This is a genomic window from Falsiroseomonas sp. (assembly GCF_041690465.1).
Taxonomy (GTDB): domain Bacteria; phylum Pseudomonadota; class Alphaproteobacteria; order Acetobacterales; family Acetobacteraceae; genus Falsiroseomonas.
Map to the genome: position 1 here is coordinate 50,075 of NZ_JAWLHG010000030.1, position 15,065 is coordinate 65,139.

The following is a 15,065-nucleotide window of genomic DNA, read 5'->3' on the forward strand; positions in this document are numbered from 1 at the left end:
CCGATGCAGCTGCGCCATCCGGGCTTCGGCTATGCCCCGGAGGCCGGCGGCTGGTCGAGCGACGACAGCTACCCGCGCCAGCTGGCGGACGTGAACGCGGACGGGCGAGCCGACATCGTGGGCTTCGGCAACGCCGGTGTGTGGGTCGCACTGGCCGACAATGTTTGGAGCTGAGGCCGGAGTGTCGAATGGGCGGCCGGCAAGTGCGCAGCGACGGTTCGAACCCAGTCGCACTCCCTCCGCCAGTTTTACCTCTCGGTTCGTATCCAGTGGCTGACGCGATGCGCCTTGCCGCCCGGCCGTGGCTGGCGCTGGTTCAACCGCCGCCGGCCTCATCTTCAGCCAGCGCTAGCGTGCGGTCCGCCAGGACGCCGAGTGGCAGTGTGATTGTCGCGCGCAGTCCCGCCGCGGCGTAGTCGACATCGATGCTGCCTGCGAGATCATGCCGCAGCATCCGCTCGATGAGTTCGGAGCCGAAGCCGCGCTCGCCAGGGGGCGCGCGCACTTCCGGTCCGCCTTCCTCCGTCCAGCGCAGGGCGAAGTGCGCTGCTGCACCGGAGCCCTCTTCCGACCACTCGATGCTGACGCGGCCGTGCTCCGCCGAGAGCGCGCCGTGCTTGGTCGCGTTCGTCGCCATCTCGTGCAGGACCATGCCCAGCGACAGCGCCGCCCTGGGCCTCAGCCGCACTGGCATGCCGCGCGTGACAAGCCGGTCTGTCCCCGACGTGTAGGGCTGCAGCTCTTTCTGGATCAGGTCGAACAATGACACATCGCTCCAGCCACCCAGGGAGACCAGTTCGTGGGCCTGGCCCAACGCCCGAACCCTGCCCAGGAAGGCGGTCTCGAACTCTTTGAGGGTGGTTGTCCGGCGCAGGGTGTGGGTCGCCACCGCCGATACCACCTGGAGCATGTTGCGGACCCGGTGGTTCAGCTCGTCCACAAGCGTCTTGAGGGCCTCGCTCTCGACCACCTTGGTAATGTCGAAGAAGGTCACCACGACGCCATCCACAGCCCCTTCCGCCGTGGTGTAGGGCAGCATCCGCATGAGGTAGTGGGCGGCGCCGTCGCTGGCCGTGACGCGCCGCTCGACGACCAGCCGCTCGTCCAGCACGCGGCGCGCCTCCTGCCGAACATCCACTCGGTCGAGGCGGCTGGCAAAGCTCGCGAGCGGGCGACCCCGATCGGTAGGCACGAGGTCGAAGATCCCGGTCACCGCAGGCGTGAAGTTGCGGATCACGAGATGCCGGTCGAGGAAAACGGTCGCGATCTGCGTGCTGTCGAAGAGATTGCGCAGATCGGCATTGGCGAGGTCAAGCTCCTCGATCTTGCCCGAGAGCTCGAGATTGGCGGTCCGCAGTTCCTCGTTCACCGACTGGAGCTCCTCCTTCGAGGTCTCCAGCTCCTCGTTGGTGGATTGCAGCTCCTCGTTGACCGAGACCATCTCCTCGTTGGCGCTCTTCAGCTCCTCGGTCGTGCTCTCGTACTCCTCGGACATGGACTGCAGGCGTTCGCGGACATCGCGCAACTCGTGCTCGAGGTGTTCGATGGCATCGTCGCGCGGCGCCCCTGCGCTGGACGGTCCAGGCGTTTCCAATCTGGGCATCGAAGGCCCATGGTCGGCGAACACCACCATGAAAAGCGGTTCCGCCCCATGGCGTGACGGCAGCGCGGCGACGGTCAGCGCGATCAGCAAGCGGCGGTCATCGAACTCGATCTCGACACGCGGCCGAAGCGCCTGGCGTCGTGTCTCGGCCGCCTCCCGCAGCGCCGACCGGACATCCAGCCGAAGGCCGCGATGGAGCATCGATAGCAGTTGGCGGCTCGGCGGGCCTGGCGCCGGATCGAGGTATTTTCCAAGGTTTGCCGATTGGTGGACGACCTCGCCATCGCCATTGACCACGACATGGGGTGGCGCGAAGTGCGCGGCGGCGAAGGCGTCCACTTCGTGGCGCAGTTCCGCCGCACCAGTGAGGCGTCCCTGGTGGGGCGGCAGCGTCGACGACCAGCCGCGCGCGCCCGTCTGCGCCACGGTCCGGACCTGCGGCGGAACGACCGAAGAGGAACCGCGCCGACGGCGGAAGATGCGCTGGCCCCTGTCCTCAGGGGTGAACAGGTCGACGTAGCGCGTGACGGTCTCGGACACGCCGAGGAACAGGAAGCCGCCCGGCCGCAGCGCGTAGTGGAACAGCGGGATCACCTGGTCCTGCAGCTGACCACCCATGTAGATCAGGAGGTTTCGGCAGGACACCATGTCGATGCGGGAGAACGGCGCGTCGCGGATGACGCTGTGCGACGAGAAGACGCAGAGTTCGCGCACCTCCTTGGCCACAGAATAGGCAACGCCGTCGAAGCTGAAGAAGCGCCCGAGGCGCTCCGGCGAGATGCCGTCCATCATGGCAGCGGGATAGCGGCCGCTGCGCGCCACGCCGAGCGCCGTTTCGTCGATGTCGGTGGCGAAGATCTGCACGCGCGGCGCAGCCGTCCGATGCTCCAGATGCTCGAGCAGCAGGATCGCGAGCGAATAGGCTTCCTCGCCGGTGGCGCAGCCGGGCACCCAGATCCGCACCGTGTCGTCCGCACCGCGATCCTTGAAGAGGACGGGGACGACCCGTTCAGCCAGTACGGCAAAGGCGTCCTGATCGCGAAAGAAGCCGGTGACGCTGATGAGGAGGTCACGGAACAGGTGGCCTGCCTCGTCCGCATCCTCCCTCAGATGCGCGACATAGGTGTCGATGCTGCCCAGCCGCAGGACCTGCATGCGTCGCTGCACCCGGCGGAAGAAGGTCTTGTCCTTGTAGCCGGAGAAGTCGTGGCCCACGCGTGCACGAAGGATCTCGCAGATCGCTTCCCGGGCGTGGATCGCGCCCTCGGCCTGCTCGGCGGCCGGAGCGTCGCTGACCGCGCTGTCCGGCCCGACAAGACCTCGGGCGAACTCGAGAAGCCTGGTCGGGATCGTCTCGACAGGCAGGACAAGATCGACGACGCTTGCCGCGATGGCGCTGGCGGGCATCTCCGGATAGCGCGGCGCCGTTCCGTCCGCGCCCTGCGCCAGGGTCAGGCCGCCGGCTTCCTTGACGGCCTTGAGGCCGAGGGTGCCATCGGTGCCGCTGCCGGACAGGACGATGCCGACTGCAAGGGCGCCCTGGTCCGCGGCGAGCGACGCGAAGAACAGGTCGATCGGCTGGCGCTCGCGATGGGCGCCGGGAGGTTGGCTGCGGAGGACGAGCCTACCGGCCGCGAGGGTGATCAACGCGTCGCTCTGCAGCACATAGACGTGGCCCGGCTGAACGGCCTCGCCGTCGCGCGCGGGCAGCACGGGCATCGCGGTGGCGTCAGCCAGGATCGCCGGCAACGAGCTCTCGTGGTTCGAAGCGATATGGGTGACGACGACGAACGCCATGGACGTCGGCGGATCGGGCATGGCGCGGAACAGCGCCTGCAGCGCCTCGACGCCGCCAGCGGAGGCGCCAATGCCGACAACAGCGAAGGGCGAGGGCCGTTCGGTCATGCTGACCGTCCGGAACAGCCCTGGGGACGGACTGCCAGCGGTTCCAGCATGGGCACGCACGAAGCGGTTTGATGTGGTGTCGGTATGATTTGCCACTCCCACCTGTGGTTTCTTTCGCCCTTACCACGAAACGACAGACAACCGGAAATGACGATGGCACCCTCGGTTACTCGCGCCTTGACCATCACACGCTCGTGTGGGTTCCGAGTGCTGCGTCCCGAATACGCATCGGCGCCGTTGTATCTGAGCGAATGCCCCAAAGGGTGGGTATCCTGGTCCCGGCTCGAACTCGGACAATGACGTGCGAGCCTGATCCGAAAGTCAAACGAGGCCCGCCATGGACAGCGCCGGCTCCCCCTGGTTCGTCGCGCTCGGAGCATCGGGCGACGAGGGCCTGAACGACATCAAGGACCTGCTTCGAGCCCTCGGGCCGGCGGCGGGGGTAGTCGTCATGGTGGTTCTGCATCGGCCAAGCGACAGGCTCAGCGCCCTGCGCGACGTACTTGCACGCAGTTGTTCAATGCCCGTTGTCGTGGCCGAGGAGGCGGAGAGGTTCGAAGCGGGCACGTGCTATATCGGCGAACCGGATCAGCACCTGACGCTCGTGTCGCGGAACACCGCCGGCCTTGTTCCGGGTGGCGACAACCGGCTACGCAACAGGACGATCGACACGCTGTTCATCTCCCTCGCGCAGCACGCGGGTCCTCGGACAATCGGCGTTGTGTTGTCCGGCTCCCTGGATGATGGCTCGCGCGGCCTTGCCGCCATTCATGAGGCGCGGGGGCTTACAATGGTGCTTGATCCCGGCCTGAAGCCGCGCGGCATGCAGCAGAATGCGATCGACTACGACGGCCCGATCAGCTTCATCGGAACAGCCGAGGAGATTGCAGCGACCGTCGGTCAAGTCGTGTCGAAGCTGCGGGACGGGAGTGACCGCATGCAAGCAAACCACACCGCATTCAGCGAAGGAGGCGGAGCGTAGGATCTTTAAGCCGGGGCTCCGCGGCCTGGATGCACCACACCGGTCTGCCGGAGATTTCAACGGCACGCGTCTCGGTACCCACACGGGCGCTGGCCGGCTGTTGCCGTTGCATCTCAGCAACTCTAAGCGGCAGGGAAGCGGCACGCTGTCGTGGACGTCGGAGCTGGTCAGCTCCACGGCCAGCACGATACCGCTCCACGGATCGACGGCGAGGCGCAGCTTGCGCCAGCCCTCTGATCCGGTAACAAGTGGCCGCGCGAGGTGCAGCCCCGTGCTGTCGAGCGCCAGGTTGAGCCGGCACCCTGCCGCGGTTGCGACGGAGCTATCAAGGGTGCTGACGCCGCCCCTCCAGAACCCGGATCCCTGGAATAAGCGGAGCCCTCGCGGCCGCGGCACCCGCTGAGATCGAGACAGGCGAGATACCGTCAGCCCCAGAGAAGGTTGGAATCCGGTTGCCACCGCTGCTCCAGTCGGTCTTCCAGAACACATTCTCCGTAGCGGCGTCGCCTCGCAGAAGCGCGGCCTCCCGCCACGTTTTCCGCCCGCACCTTGGGACTTCGGGTGCGGTACCGAGCCCCGGCGCGCGTCTCTCTCCGGGCTTTTCTCTCCGGACCTTGGGACTTGCCCGATCCAGTCTACAAGGCCCAACCCTTTGTTTCGCCTGATCTTTGCGGCAGCGCACGGCTTTGATATTCAGCAACTGCTTCGCCCGGGCGAACGCCCAGGACGTCTGAATCCGGCGCGCCTGAGGCCCAAGCCCCTCGAATCTGCCGGTTCTGTGTTACTCTTCCGATATGGACGGCCAGGAGCACGGTCGCCGCGACGGAACGCCAGAGGCACGGGCGCGGCAAATCATTGATGCTGCCCTCGCGGCCGCGGGCTGGATCGTCCAGGACCGCGCCGAGGTGAACCTGCACGCCGGCCCCGGCATCGCCGTGCGCGAGACCCCCACCGCCACCGGCCCCGCCGACTACCTGCTTTTTCTCGATGGCCGTGCCTGCGGCGTGCTGGAGGCGAAGCCCGAAGGCACGACCCTGTCAGGCGTCGTGCGCCAGGGCGACGATTACACACGGGCTGCACCGGCCAGGTATCCCGCCTGGGCCGATCCTCTGCCCTTCGTCTACGTCTCCTCCGGCGCCGAGACCCTGTTCCAGGACGCGCGCGACCCGCAGGCCCGCCCGCGTCGCGTCTTCGCTCCCCATCGGCCCGAGACGCTGCGCACCATGCTCGCGGCCAGCAGCAGCCTTCGCGCCCGCCTCGCCACCCTGCCGCCGCTCGACCCAACCCGCCTACGCCCCTGCCAGGCCGAAGCCATCGCGGGCGTCGAAGCCTCGCTGGCCCAGGGCAGGCCCCGTGCGCTCGTCTCGATGGCCACCGGTGCCGGCAAGACCTACACGGCCTGCGCCCTCACCCACCGCCTCCTCTCCCCGCCCGTCCGCATGAGCCGGGTGCTGTTCCTGGTGGACCGCGCCAACCTCGGCACCCAGGCGAAGCGCGAGTTCGACGCCTTCGCCCCCGGCGGCGCCGGCCTGCTGTTCCGTGAGGAGTTCACGGTCCAGCACCTCCAGGGCGGCACCATCGACCCCTCGGCCAGCGTCGTCATCTCCACCGTGCAGCGCCTCTATTCGGTCCTGCGCGGCCAGCCCTTCGACGACGCCGACGACGAGCGCGGCGGCTTCGAGCGCGCCGCCGACGACGCCGAGCGCCCCGTCACCTACAACGCCGCCATCCCGCCCGAGACCTTCGACCTCATCATCGTCGACGAGTGCCATCGCTCCATCTACGGCAACTGGCGTCAGGTGCTGGAATACTTCGACGCCTTCCTGGTCGGCCTAACCGCCACGCCCGGCCGCCACACTCTGGGCTTCTTCCAGCAGAACCTGGTCAGCCAGTATCCCTTCGAGCGCTCCGTCGCCGACGGCGTAAATGTGGACTTCGAGGTCTGGCGCGTCCGCACTGAGGTCGGCGAGCGCGGCGGCACCATCCCCGCCGGCTTCACCGTCCCCCACCGCGACAAGGAGACGCGCCGCCGCCGCCTCGCCGCGCTTGACGAGGACATGCCCTACACCCCCGGCCAGCTGAACCGCTCCGTGGAGGTGCCGAACCAGATTCGCACCGTGTTGCAGGCCTATCGCGACGCCCTGCCGACCCAACTCTTCCCAGGCCGGCAGGAGGTGCCGAAGACCCTCATCTTCTGCCAGTCCGACAGCCACGCCGAGACGGTGACCGAGATCGCCCGCGAGGTCTTCGGGGGCGACGCCCGCTTCGCCCAGAAGATCACCTACCGCGCCACCGGCCGCAGCGGGCAGGAGCTGATCCAGGACTTCCGGACGGACCACCTGTTCCGCATCGCCACCACCGTAGACATGGTCGCCACCGGCACGGACATCAAACCGCTGGAGGTCGTGATCTTCCTGCGCGACGTCCGCAGCGCCCAGTATTTCGAGCAGATGCGCGGCCGCGGCGCCCGCACCATCCTGCCCACCGACCTGCAGCGCGCCACGCCCTCCGCCGAGCGGAAGGACCGCTTCATCATCGTGGACGCGGTGGGCGTGACGGAGAGCGTGAAGACGCCGACCGAGCCGCTGGAGCGCGACCGCACCCTCAGCCTGGAAGCCCTGCTGGAGCGCGTCGCCTTCGGTCACACCGACGAGGACACCTGCGCCACCCTGGCCGGCCGCCTGGCCCGGCTCGAACGCCGCCTGCCCGACCCGGCCCGCGCCGAACTGACCCAGGTTGCGGCCGGTGCGACGCTGACCGACCTCGCCCGCGCCCTGGTGGACGCCGCCGACCCCGTCCGCATCGAGGCCCGTGCGCGGGAGGCCGGCGCCGCGACGCCCGACGACGAAGCCGCCTGGGACGCCGCCGCCGAGGCTCTGCGCGCAGAGGCCTGCCGGCCGATCGCCGCCAACCCCGCTCTGCGCCGCGCCATCCTGGACGCGCAGCGCTCGACGGAAATCATCGTGGACGAGCTTACGGCCGACGCCGTGCTCTCCGCCGATTTCGACCTGAACCGCGCCACCGAGATTACCGAGCGCTTCGGCCGCTTCCTGGCGGAGGAAGCCGACAAGCTCGCCGCGCTCGCCATCCTCTACGCCCGCCCGCACGCCCAGCGCCGCCTGACCTACGCCATGCTGCAGGAACTGCGCGCGGCCATGGCGCGGCCACCCTGGCTGCTTGACGACAAAGCGGTGTGGGCGTGCTACCGGCGCCTGCATGCGGGGCAGACCCGCGCGCCGGCCGGGCTGCTCACCGACCTGTTGGGGTTGGTGCGCTACGCGATAGGGACGCGCGCGGTGCTGGCACCCTTCGCGCCGGACGTGAACCGCAATTTCGAACTGTGGCTCGGCCGCGAGAAGAAGGCTGGGCGCGACTACACCGAGGCGCAGATGGAGTGGTTGCGGCTGATGAAGGACTGGGTGGCGAGCAACGTGGAACTAACGCTGGCCGATCTGCGCGAGGCCTCCGATTTTTCGTCGCGCGGCGGCACCGCGCGGGCTCGCGCGCTGTTCGGCGCGGAGCGGCTGCCGGCGCTGGTGGATGACCTGACCGACGCGCTGGTGGCGTGAGAATGGATGCGCTGCCGAGTGAGGGGCTGCCGCCTGGCTGGACCATTGCGAAGCTAGGCGACCTCGGTGTCTGGACCGGTGGGGGCACCCCCTCGAAGTCGCGTGACGACTTCTGGACAGGCGGCACCGTCCCGTGGGTCTCGCCCAAGGACATGAAGGCGGCGCGGGTTGGCGAAGGTGCCGAGCGCATCACCGAAGCCGCCGTTGCGCAATCTGCCGCCAAGCTCGTGCCTGCTGGCTCGGTCCTCTGTGTGGTTCGGTCGGGAATCCTCCAGCACACCTTCCCTGTCGCCATCGCCGACCAGGACGTCACCCTGAACCAAGACATGCGGGCGCTGACTCCCGCTCGCGGGATCGCTGCCGAGTATCTGCGGCACTACCTGCGCTACAGGAACGACGACATCCTCCATTCGTGCTCGAAGGACGGGACGACCGTCGCGAGCATCGAGCAACCGCGCCTACATGATTTTTCCGTGCCTCTCGCACCAGAAGCAGAACAGACCCGCATCGTCGCCGCGGTGAACGCGCTGTTCGAGGAGGTGGAGGCCGGCGAAGCCGCGCTGGCGCGGGCGCGCGAAGGCCTGACGCAGTTCCGCGCCAGCCTCCTCCACGCCGCCTGCGCCGGAGCACTCACGGCAGACTGGCGCGCCGCGAACCCGACGAACGAGACAGGCCACGATCTCCTTGCCGATGTGCTCGCGAAGCGACGGATCAAGTGGGCAGAAGGTTACAGAGCGGCGGCTGAGGCGCGCGGTCGTCGTCTCGACGGCGAGGCGTGGATGGCGCGCTACCCCCAGCCACAACCCGTCACGGGCGACGATTTGGAGTCTCTGCCGCAAGGGTGGGCGTGGGCATCCCTTGACCAGCTCTGCGTCACGATGACCAGCGGTTCTCGTGCCTGGGCTCCCTACTACGACCGAGGAGCTTCGGTATTCGTCATGGCGCAGAACGTGCGCCCGGGGCGCTTTGACCGCAGCTTCGTCCAACTGGTCGATCCACCGCAGGACGATCCGGAGCGGATCCGCACCCGCATCCAGCGTGACGATCTGCTTGTGACGATTGTCGGCGCCAACACCGGCGATGTTTGTCGCGTTGATGCCGATATTGTGGACCATTACGTCTGCCAGAGTGTCGCCCTGATGCGGCCTGTCCGCGCCGACCTAGCCGAATACCTTGACTTGTTCCTGAACTCTGAGCGCGGCGGCCAAGCTGCCTTCGCGCGAATGATGTATGGCGCAGGCCGACCCCACCTCAGCTTCGATCAATTGAAGTCTGTCGCGGTGCCGCTGCCCCCATCAGCCGAGATTGCCGCCATCTTGCTCGCGGTTCGCGAGGCGTGGATCGAGTCCGATGCCCTTATGGCGGACGTCTTCGCGGCATCGCTCCGCCAATCCATCCTCCATGCCGCCTTCACCGGCCGCCTCGCGCCGCAGGACCCGGCCGACGAGCCCGCCGCCGCCCTGCTCGCGCGCCTCCGCGCTACGCCGGCCGCTTCACGCCGCCCCCGGGCGCGCCGCAACGCAACACAGCCCGACCTGATCGAGACGCCCGCATGAGCGAGACCGAGAACGTCCTGACCGCGAAGGTCTGGAACCTCGCCCATGTGATGAACAACGCCGGCGTCGGCTCCGGCGACTATGTGGAGCAGGTCACCTACCTGCTCTTCCTCAAGCTCGACGCGGAGCGGGAGGAGGACGGCCTGCCCTCCCTGCTGCCGGAGGACTGCCGCTGGGCGCGCCTCGCCGCGCTCTCCGGCCGGGAGCTCGCGCAGCACTACGCCCGGACGCTGGAGACGCTCGCCGGTCAGCCCGGCCTGGTCGGCACCATCTACACCCGCGCCCGCAACACCATCGAGGAACCGGCCCATCTGCACCGCCTGGTGCGCATGATCGGCGCGGAGAGCTGGTCGGGCTTCGGCGTGGACGTGAAGGGCGCGATCTACGAAAGCCTGCTGGAGCGCACCGCCTCCGACACCAAGTCCGGTGCCGGCCAGTATTTCACCCCGCGCCCCGTCATCCAGGCCTGCGTCGAGGTGGTGGACCCCAGGCCCGACCAGACCATCTGCGACCCCGCCTGCGGCACCGCCGGCTTCCTCCTCGCCGCCTTCGAGCACATGCGCCAGAACCCCGAGGCGCGCGACCGCGAGACGGGGCGGCGCATGCGGGAAGAAGGCTTCACCGGCTACGACATCGTCGCCGGCGTCGCGCGGCTCGCCGCGATGAACCTCTACCTGCACGGCCTCGGCCGCGCCGATGTCACGCCGATCCACCGCGCCGACGCGCTGCTCGCCGACCCCGGCAAGCGGTGGGACGTGATCCTCACCAACCCGCCCTTCGGCCGCCGCCAATCCATCCAGGTCTTCACCGGCGACGGCGAGGCGGAGACGGAGCGCGAGGACTACCAGCGCCCCGACTTCAACGTCACCACTGGCAACAAGCAGCTCAACTTCGTTCAGCACATCATGACCGTGCTGGCGGCGGACGGTGTCGCCGCCGTGGTGCTGCCGGACAACGTGCTGTTCGAGGGCGGCGCCGGCGAGAAGATCCGCCGCCGCCTGCTCGACGAGTTCGAGTGCCACACCCTGCTGCGCCTGCCGACCGGCATCTTCTACCGCCAAGGGGTGAAGGCAAACGTCCTGTTCTTCGAGGCCCGGCCGCGCCGCAAGGAGCCCTGGACGGATGCGCTGTGGGTCTACGACCTCCGCACCAACAAGCGCTTCACGTTGAAGGAACGCCCGCTGCGCGACGCCGACATGGCGGAGTTCGTGAGCCTCGCGAAGCTCTCCGACCGCGCGAAGCGCCAGGAGACCGAGCGCTTCAAGCGCTTCAGCTACGCCGAGCTGGCCGCGCGCGAGAAGCTGGACCTGAACCTGACCTGGTTGCGCGAGGAAGGCGCCACCGACCCGGCCAGCCTGCCCCCACCCGCCGAGATCGCGGCCAGCATCGCCGAGGACCTGGAGACGGCGCTGGCTCGCTTCCGCGCGGTCGCGGCACGGCTTGGCTGAGGAGGTGCTGTTGTGACCTCCTCGCTGTCGCCGCAGCGCGGCTCCTGCACAGTCGGGCGAAGGATGCGTTGATGGCCAGCGGCGCCGACAGAGACGAAGCTGCCGATGCGGCGCTGCTGAGCGATCTCTCGGCCTTCCTGGCCGCGGAGAAGGCGCCGAGTGTACCGATTCAGTGGGTGGAGGACGGCAGCTATCTCCGCTTCACCGCCACGCTGGATGTCGGGGAGGTAACTGAAGACCGGGCCCGCCTGATGGGTCGCGCACATGCTTCGATGCCGGATCGCAGCGTGTCTCTGACGCTCACCTGGCAAGGGGCTGCGGTGCGGCCGCAGCCCTTTGAGCGCTTCGAGTGGCGGCCACATGACCGCCATACCAACAAGCCGATCGTGCCGAAGCCGCACCGCCACCGAATCATCGAGACAACCCACCGCCATCCGCTGGCGTTGAATGCGCGCGTCGCCGGCGGGCTGGCAGCGGCGATGGCGGAGAACCTTCCCGCGGCCGAGGCCCTCGCCCAGGACCCGCCGGACTGGGCCGCCTTCACAGCCGCGGCAGCGGCGGCCTGGCAGATCCCGGCACTTGTTCACCTGCCGCCGCCGCCGTGGCAGTATGACCTTCTGCCTTTCGCGGACACGGCACGACGGGGAGGGCGTGGCAGGTGACCATCACAAGCTTAATCGCGACGCCGCCGGCAGCGCCCGATCTGGACGAGATCGCGGCAGAGATCAGCCGTGGCCTGGCCAGTGCCGAGGTCTTCGGCGGACGCGCCTACCTCCGCACACCCATGCTGTTGCCCTCTGGCGCGTCGGTGGTGGTGGTGATCGAGCAGGAGGGCGCCGGCCGCTTCCGCATCACTGACCTCGGCCAGGGGCATGATGAGGCGGAAACGCTCGGCTTCGGCCGCATCTATCGGCGTCAGGCCGAGGATATGGCCAGCCTTCAAGGCCTGACGGCAGATCAAGGTGCCTTGTCGCTGGTCGATCTCGGCCGGGAGGAGCTTCCTGGCGCGACAATGGCGCTCGCCAGCGCGATTCTGCGCACCATGGAGCGGGCAATGCTGCGTGCGGCTGACCGCCGCCCCCAGACCGCCGCCGATCGACTGATCGCGCGGCTGAGCCGCTTGTTCCCAGGCAGGCAGATTCGGCCCGAGGCGGAGGTGCGCGGTGCCTCCACCCATGCCTGGCAGGTGGATGCGGTCGTGGAGACGGAGCGTGGCCTGGCCTTGTTCGACTTCGTGTCTCCCGCGCCGGTCTCGGTCGCCTTCGCCGCCGCCAAGTTCCACGATATCGCCCTGCTGGAGAATGCACCGGCCCGCATCGCGGTGGTACGGCGGAAGGATGCCTTTGGGGATCTGCTGCCTGTTGTCGCGCAGGCCGCGAAGATCGTGCAGGAGGACGCTGCCGACTCAACTTTCGAGAGCCTAGCAAGAGCAGCCTGAGATGCGCTGACGAGCGCGATAACCCCGTTCGTCACTGGGCGGCGGCTTACTCGGACTGTGCATCTCGCGACATACCGATGATCACGCGCTGCTGCTTCCAGTCTGCGGGCACTGCTTCCAAAAGGCGGCCGGCGAAAGGCTCGGGAATGTCCGCGCCATCGAGGACGTGCTCGACCACGTCGGGCGCGAGAAGGGCGAGGCGGAGGATGCGACCGAGATATCCGCGGTCGATCTTCTCTGCCTCCGCTATTTCGGTGATCGAGGCATAGCGTCCCTCGTCCAGCAGCCGTTGGTAACGGAAAGCACGGGCGAGTGCCTTCATCAGCGCCGGGTCCGCCCGCGTGCGAACGGCGGCGGCGGCGCCCTCCTGCACCACCGGCGTCACCACCGTCTTCCGGCCTGGTCGTCGCCGGATCTCCAGCGGCACCCGAACTGTGATGTGCGTCGTGGTCGCGCTCATGCTGCCGCCGTGGAGGCAGAGATGGCGTTGGCCGTGAGATCGTGGACGAGGCTGCTCAGCCCCTCCACCCGGAGCCGGATGTCCGCGCCGCCGGGGTTCAACGCGACCAAGGGCTTCGGCTTCATCCAGCCCGAGGACGGCACGAGTGACGTGTTCGTCCACATCAGCGATATGCAGCGCTCCGGCATCGCCGAGCTGCGCGAGGGTGACAAGCTCACCTACGACGTGCAGAGCGGTGATCGGGGTAAGACGTCAGCCTGTAACCTTCGCCTCGCCTGACGTCCTCGCGCTGCAGCGGCCTCACGGCCGCCGGCGCGAGAACAAGCGGGTGGGCGCCTCCACGTCCACCCGTGACTGCCTGCTGCGGTGTGCTTTGCTTTCACAGAGTGAATCGGCCCTGCAGAATGCGTCACGCGCTGCGCCCATGGCGCGCCGGACGGCCACTGCCGCGGGCAGCTGAAACATCCGGCTTCTCAGATCTGCTGCGTCCGAGCGGACGCACGGCCTGAACACTCATGTGCGGCGCAACTCGGCCAGACAGTTAGTCTGTCGTTCCCAAGCGCGCTCAACACGCACGACCAACAAAGAAAGAAATATCATCATGGCTCGCATGCCACCCCTCCCGCCCGCAGGTCGTTCGCCTCAGGGCAGCAAGAGCACAACCGGCAGCAAGACGAACCCGAAGGACGCCCACGCAAACGACCGGTCCGGCAACGGCAAGCAGATCGGCGTCTCCAAGGCGACCCAGAGCAATCGCAACTCGGGGAACCGGTGACAGACATCTGGCAGCGATTCCCCGACATGCGGACGCCCATGGACGACAAGGATTACGTCTTCGCGCGCTTCAAGAGCGACACACCCGCCTCGGTGAACCGGCGGGAGACGCGGACCATCCCCGGACGCGCCGGAGCCTTCGGGAGCCGCGTCGTCCAGGTGGTGCATGTGCCCTCGCGCGCCGCGATCCAGGACAGGCCGCGGCGCATCGGCGCGCGACCCAGAGCCGCAGCATGCGACGGTGTCTTTGCTGCCAGGTAGACCGACCGCCCCGATGTCTCCTTGCCGCTCGTGCCGCTTGCCACCGTGCTCGTGCAGCCGATCACCTCAGCGATGCCCGCGCCCGGGGCGGTCGGGGTCTAGGCCGACAAATCCCCCCGGCCTGCAACCTCGGGGGGACTCGCCGGGACTCGTCGCGCCTGCAGGCTACGCGATGCGGTAGATGCTATAGCTGCCGCGGGCACCCTCTTTGTTCGGCCCCACCTGCCGCACCCGCTCCAGCACCTCGACCGTGATCCCCTGGCGCTTCTTCAGGCCGGCGAAGAACCCGCGGACCGTGTGTTGCTGCCAGCCGGTCGCCTCGCAGATTTGCGCAATGGTGGCGCCCTCCTCGCGGTGGAGTAGGGCGAGCACCTGCTCCTGCTTCGTGCCCTCGCGCGGCTTGCGCGGCGCGCCGGGCTCGCGCGCAACACGGGCGGGCTTGCTGGCGAAGGCGGCGCGGAGGGCCTGCATCGGGCCGTCGAGGGCGCCGATGATGTCCGCCGCGCGGTTGGCCTCGTCATCCCAGGCGGCGAGCACCGCGGCGGCGGCGTCACGCAGGCTCGCGCGCGGGGCGGGCGTGGGCGCGTCCTGGGCCGCCTCGGCCTTGTCCGCGGGGGCATCCCCCTCCGCGGGGTCCTCCCCGCCGGTGGGCGCCGTGTCCGCGCCCGTTCCGGCATCCGCCGCGGGCGCCGCCGGCTCAAGGCCCATGGCGCGGAGCCCCTCGTCGGTGATCTTCAGCAGCATCTCTTCGCCGTCCACCGTCCATTTCGCGATGGCGTCGTAAGGCGGGCGATGCACCGCGATCACCAGGTCGTTCTTCAGGAGGGCCTGCGCCACCTTCTGGCGCGCGCCGGCGGGCAGACGCGCGGGCGGGTAGGCCAGGTGCTCGGGGTGCTGCGCGGCGGCAGTAAGGATCTGCTGCTGCGTGTCGGTGAGCTTCATCTTCGGGGTCTCCGGTTTCCGCACCCGACCAGTCGGGTGCTACCGCCCCGAGCCCCGCCGGCAGGACCGGTCGGGGCAGATGGTGCGCTTGCGCAGCGCGTGACGGAGCATTCGCGCTGTGCCGCGC

At 68.6% G+C, this 15,065-nt stretch carries 11 protein-coding genes; 8 read left to right on the forward strand and 3 right to left on the reverse strand.

Annotation, left to right across the window (positions count from 1 at the left end; translation table 11 throughout):
• Positions 1–316: 316 nt before the first annotated feature.
• Positions 317–3,508, reverse strand: coding sequence for a chemotaxis protein CheB (locus tag ACESM1_RS22320; protein WP_372623417.1), 3,192 nt, complete (start codon positions 3,506–3,508; stop codon positions 317–319).
• Positions 3,509–3,845: 337 nt separating this feature from the next.
• On the opposite strand from ACESM1_RS22320, the gene ACESM1_RS22325 reads away from it, so the two are divergent.
• From ACESM1_RS22325 to ACESM1_RS22350, 6 genes are all read left to right on the forward strand, one after another.
• Complete coding sequence (locus ACESM1_RS22325) at positions 3,846–4,490, forward strand: chemotaxis protein CheB (protein WP_372623418.1); 645 nt, start codon at positions 3,846–3,848, stop codon at positions 4,488–4,490.
• Positions 4,491–5,395: 905 nt separating this feature from the next.
• The gene (locus ACESM1_RS22330; RefSeq protein WP_372623419.1) at positions 5,396–8,059 is read left to right on the forward strand and encodes a DEAD/DEAH box helicase family protein; all 2,664 of its coding nucleotides are present in this window, start codon (positions 5,396–5,398) and stop codon (positions 8,057–8,059) included.
• 2 nt (positions 8,060–8,061) lie between these two features.
• The gene (locus tag ACESM1_RS22335; RefSeq protein WP_372623420.1) at positions 8,062–9,615 is read left to right on the forward strand and encodes a restriction endonuclease subunit S; all 1,554 of its coding nucleotides are present in this window, start codon (positions 8,062–8,064) and stop codon (positions 9,613–9,615) included.
• Positions 9,612–11,063, forward strand: coding sequence for an N-6 DNA methylase (locus tag ACESM1_RS22340; RefSeq protein ID WP_372623421.1), 1,452 nt, complete (start codon positions 9,612–9,614; stop codon positions 11,061–11,063). The genes ACESM1_RS22335 and ACESM1_RS22340 overlap by 4 nt, the downstream gene beginning before the upstream one ends.
• A gap of 71 nt (positions 11,064–11,134) precedes the next feature.
• Complete coding sequence (locus ACESM1_RS22345; protein ID WP_372623422.1) at positions 11,135–11,725, forward strand: hypothetical protein; 591 nt, start codon at positions 11,135–11,137, stop codon at positions 11,723–11,725.
• Positions 11,722–12,501 (forward strand): hypothetical protein, encoded by a 780-nt coding sequence (locus ACESM1_RS22350; RefSeq protein WP_372623423.1) that lies wholly within the window; start codon positions 11,722–11,724, stop codon positions 12,499–12,501. Before ACESM1_RS22345 ends, ACESM1_RS22350 begins: the two co-directional genes overlap by 4 nt.
• Before the next feature lie 46 nt (positions 12,502–12,547).
• Here ACESM1_RS22350 and ACESM1_RS22355 read toward each other — a convergent pair whose 3' ends face one another.
• The gene (locus ACESM1_RS22355; RefSeq protein ID WP_372623424.1) at positions 12,548–12,961 is read right to left on the reverse strand and encodes a hypothetical protein; all 414 of its coding nucleotides are present in this window, start codon (positions 12,959–12,961) and stop codon (positions 12,548–12,550) included.
• Positions 12,962–13,039: 78 nt separating this feature from the next.
• Here ACESM1_RS22355 and ACESM1_RS22360 point away from each other — a divergent pair, with 78 nt between their 5' ends.
• Together ACESM1_RS22360 and ACESM1_RS22365 are read left to right on the forward strand one after the other, a co-directional pair.
• A complete protein-coding gene (locus ACESM1_RS22360) occupies positions 13,040–13,240 on the forward strand; it encodes a cold-shock protein (protein WP_372623425.1) in 201 nt (66 codons plus the stop codon).
• Between the two features lie 534 nt (positions 13,241–13,774).
• Positions 13,775–13,996 carry a hypothetical protein gene (locus ACESM1_RS22365; protein ID WP_372623426.1) on the forward strand — a complete coding sequence of 74 codons (222 nt, stop codon included), beginning with the start codon at positions 13,775–13,777 and terminating at the stop codon, positions 13,994–13,996.
• 165 nt (positions 13,997–14,161) lie between these two features.
• Here the strand turns inward: ACESM1_RS22365 and ACESM1_RS22370 are convergent, their stop codons facing one another.
• Positions 14,162–14,938 carry a DUF3489 domain-containing protein gene (locus ACESM1_RS22370; RefSeq protein WP_372623427.1) on the reverse strand — a complete coding sequence of 259 codons (777 nt, stop codon included), beginning with the start codon at positions 14,936–14,938 and terminating at the stop codon, positions 14,162–14,164.
• Between the last annotated feature and the right edge of the window lie 127 nt (positions 14,939–15,065).

Coding starts and splice junctions, on each gene's coding strand:
- ACESM1_RS22365 (WP_372623426.1), top strand. CDS start 13,775: ATGGACGACAAGGATTACGTCTTCGCGCGCTTCAAGAGCGACACACCC.
- ACESM1_RS22325 (WP_372623418.1), top strand. CDS start 3,846: ATGGACAGCGCCGGCTCCCCCTGGTTCGTCGCGCTCGGAGCATCGGGC.
- ACESM1_RS22360 (WP_372623425.1), top strand. CDS start 13,040: ATGTCCGCGCCGCCGGGGTTCAACGCGACCAAGGGCTTCGGCTTCATC.
- ACESM1_RS22340 (WP_372623421.1), top strand. CDS start 9,612: ATGAGCGAGACCGAGAACGTCCTGACCGCGAAGGTCTGGAACCTCGCC.
- ACESM1_RS22335 (WP_372623420.1), top strand. CDS start 8,062: ATGGATGCGCTGCCGAGTGAGGGGCTGCCGCCTGGCTGGACCATTGCG.
- ACESM1_RS22345 (WP_372623422.1), top strand. CDS start 11,135: ATGGCCAGCGGCGCCGACAGAGACGAAGCTGCCGATGCGGCGCTGCTG.
- ACESM1_RS22355 (WP_372623424.1), bottom strand. CDS start 12,961: ATGAGCGCGACCACGACGCACATCACAGTTCGGGTGCCGCTGGAGATC.
- ACESM1_RS22320 (WP_372623417.1), bottom strand. CDS start 3,508: ATGACCGAACGGCCCTCGCCCTTCGCTGTTGTCGGCATTGGCGCCTCC.
- ACESM1_RS22370 (WP_372623427.1), bottom strand. CDS start 14,938: ATGAAGCTCACCGACACGCAGCAGCAGATCCTTACTGCCGCCGCGCAG.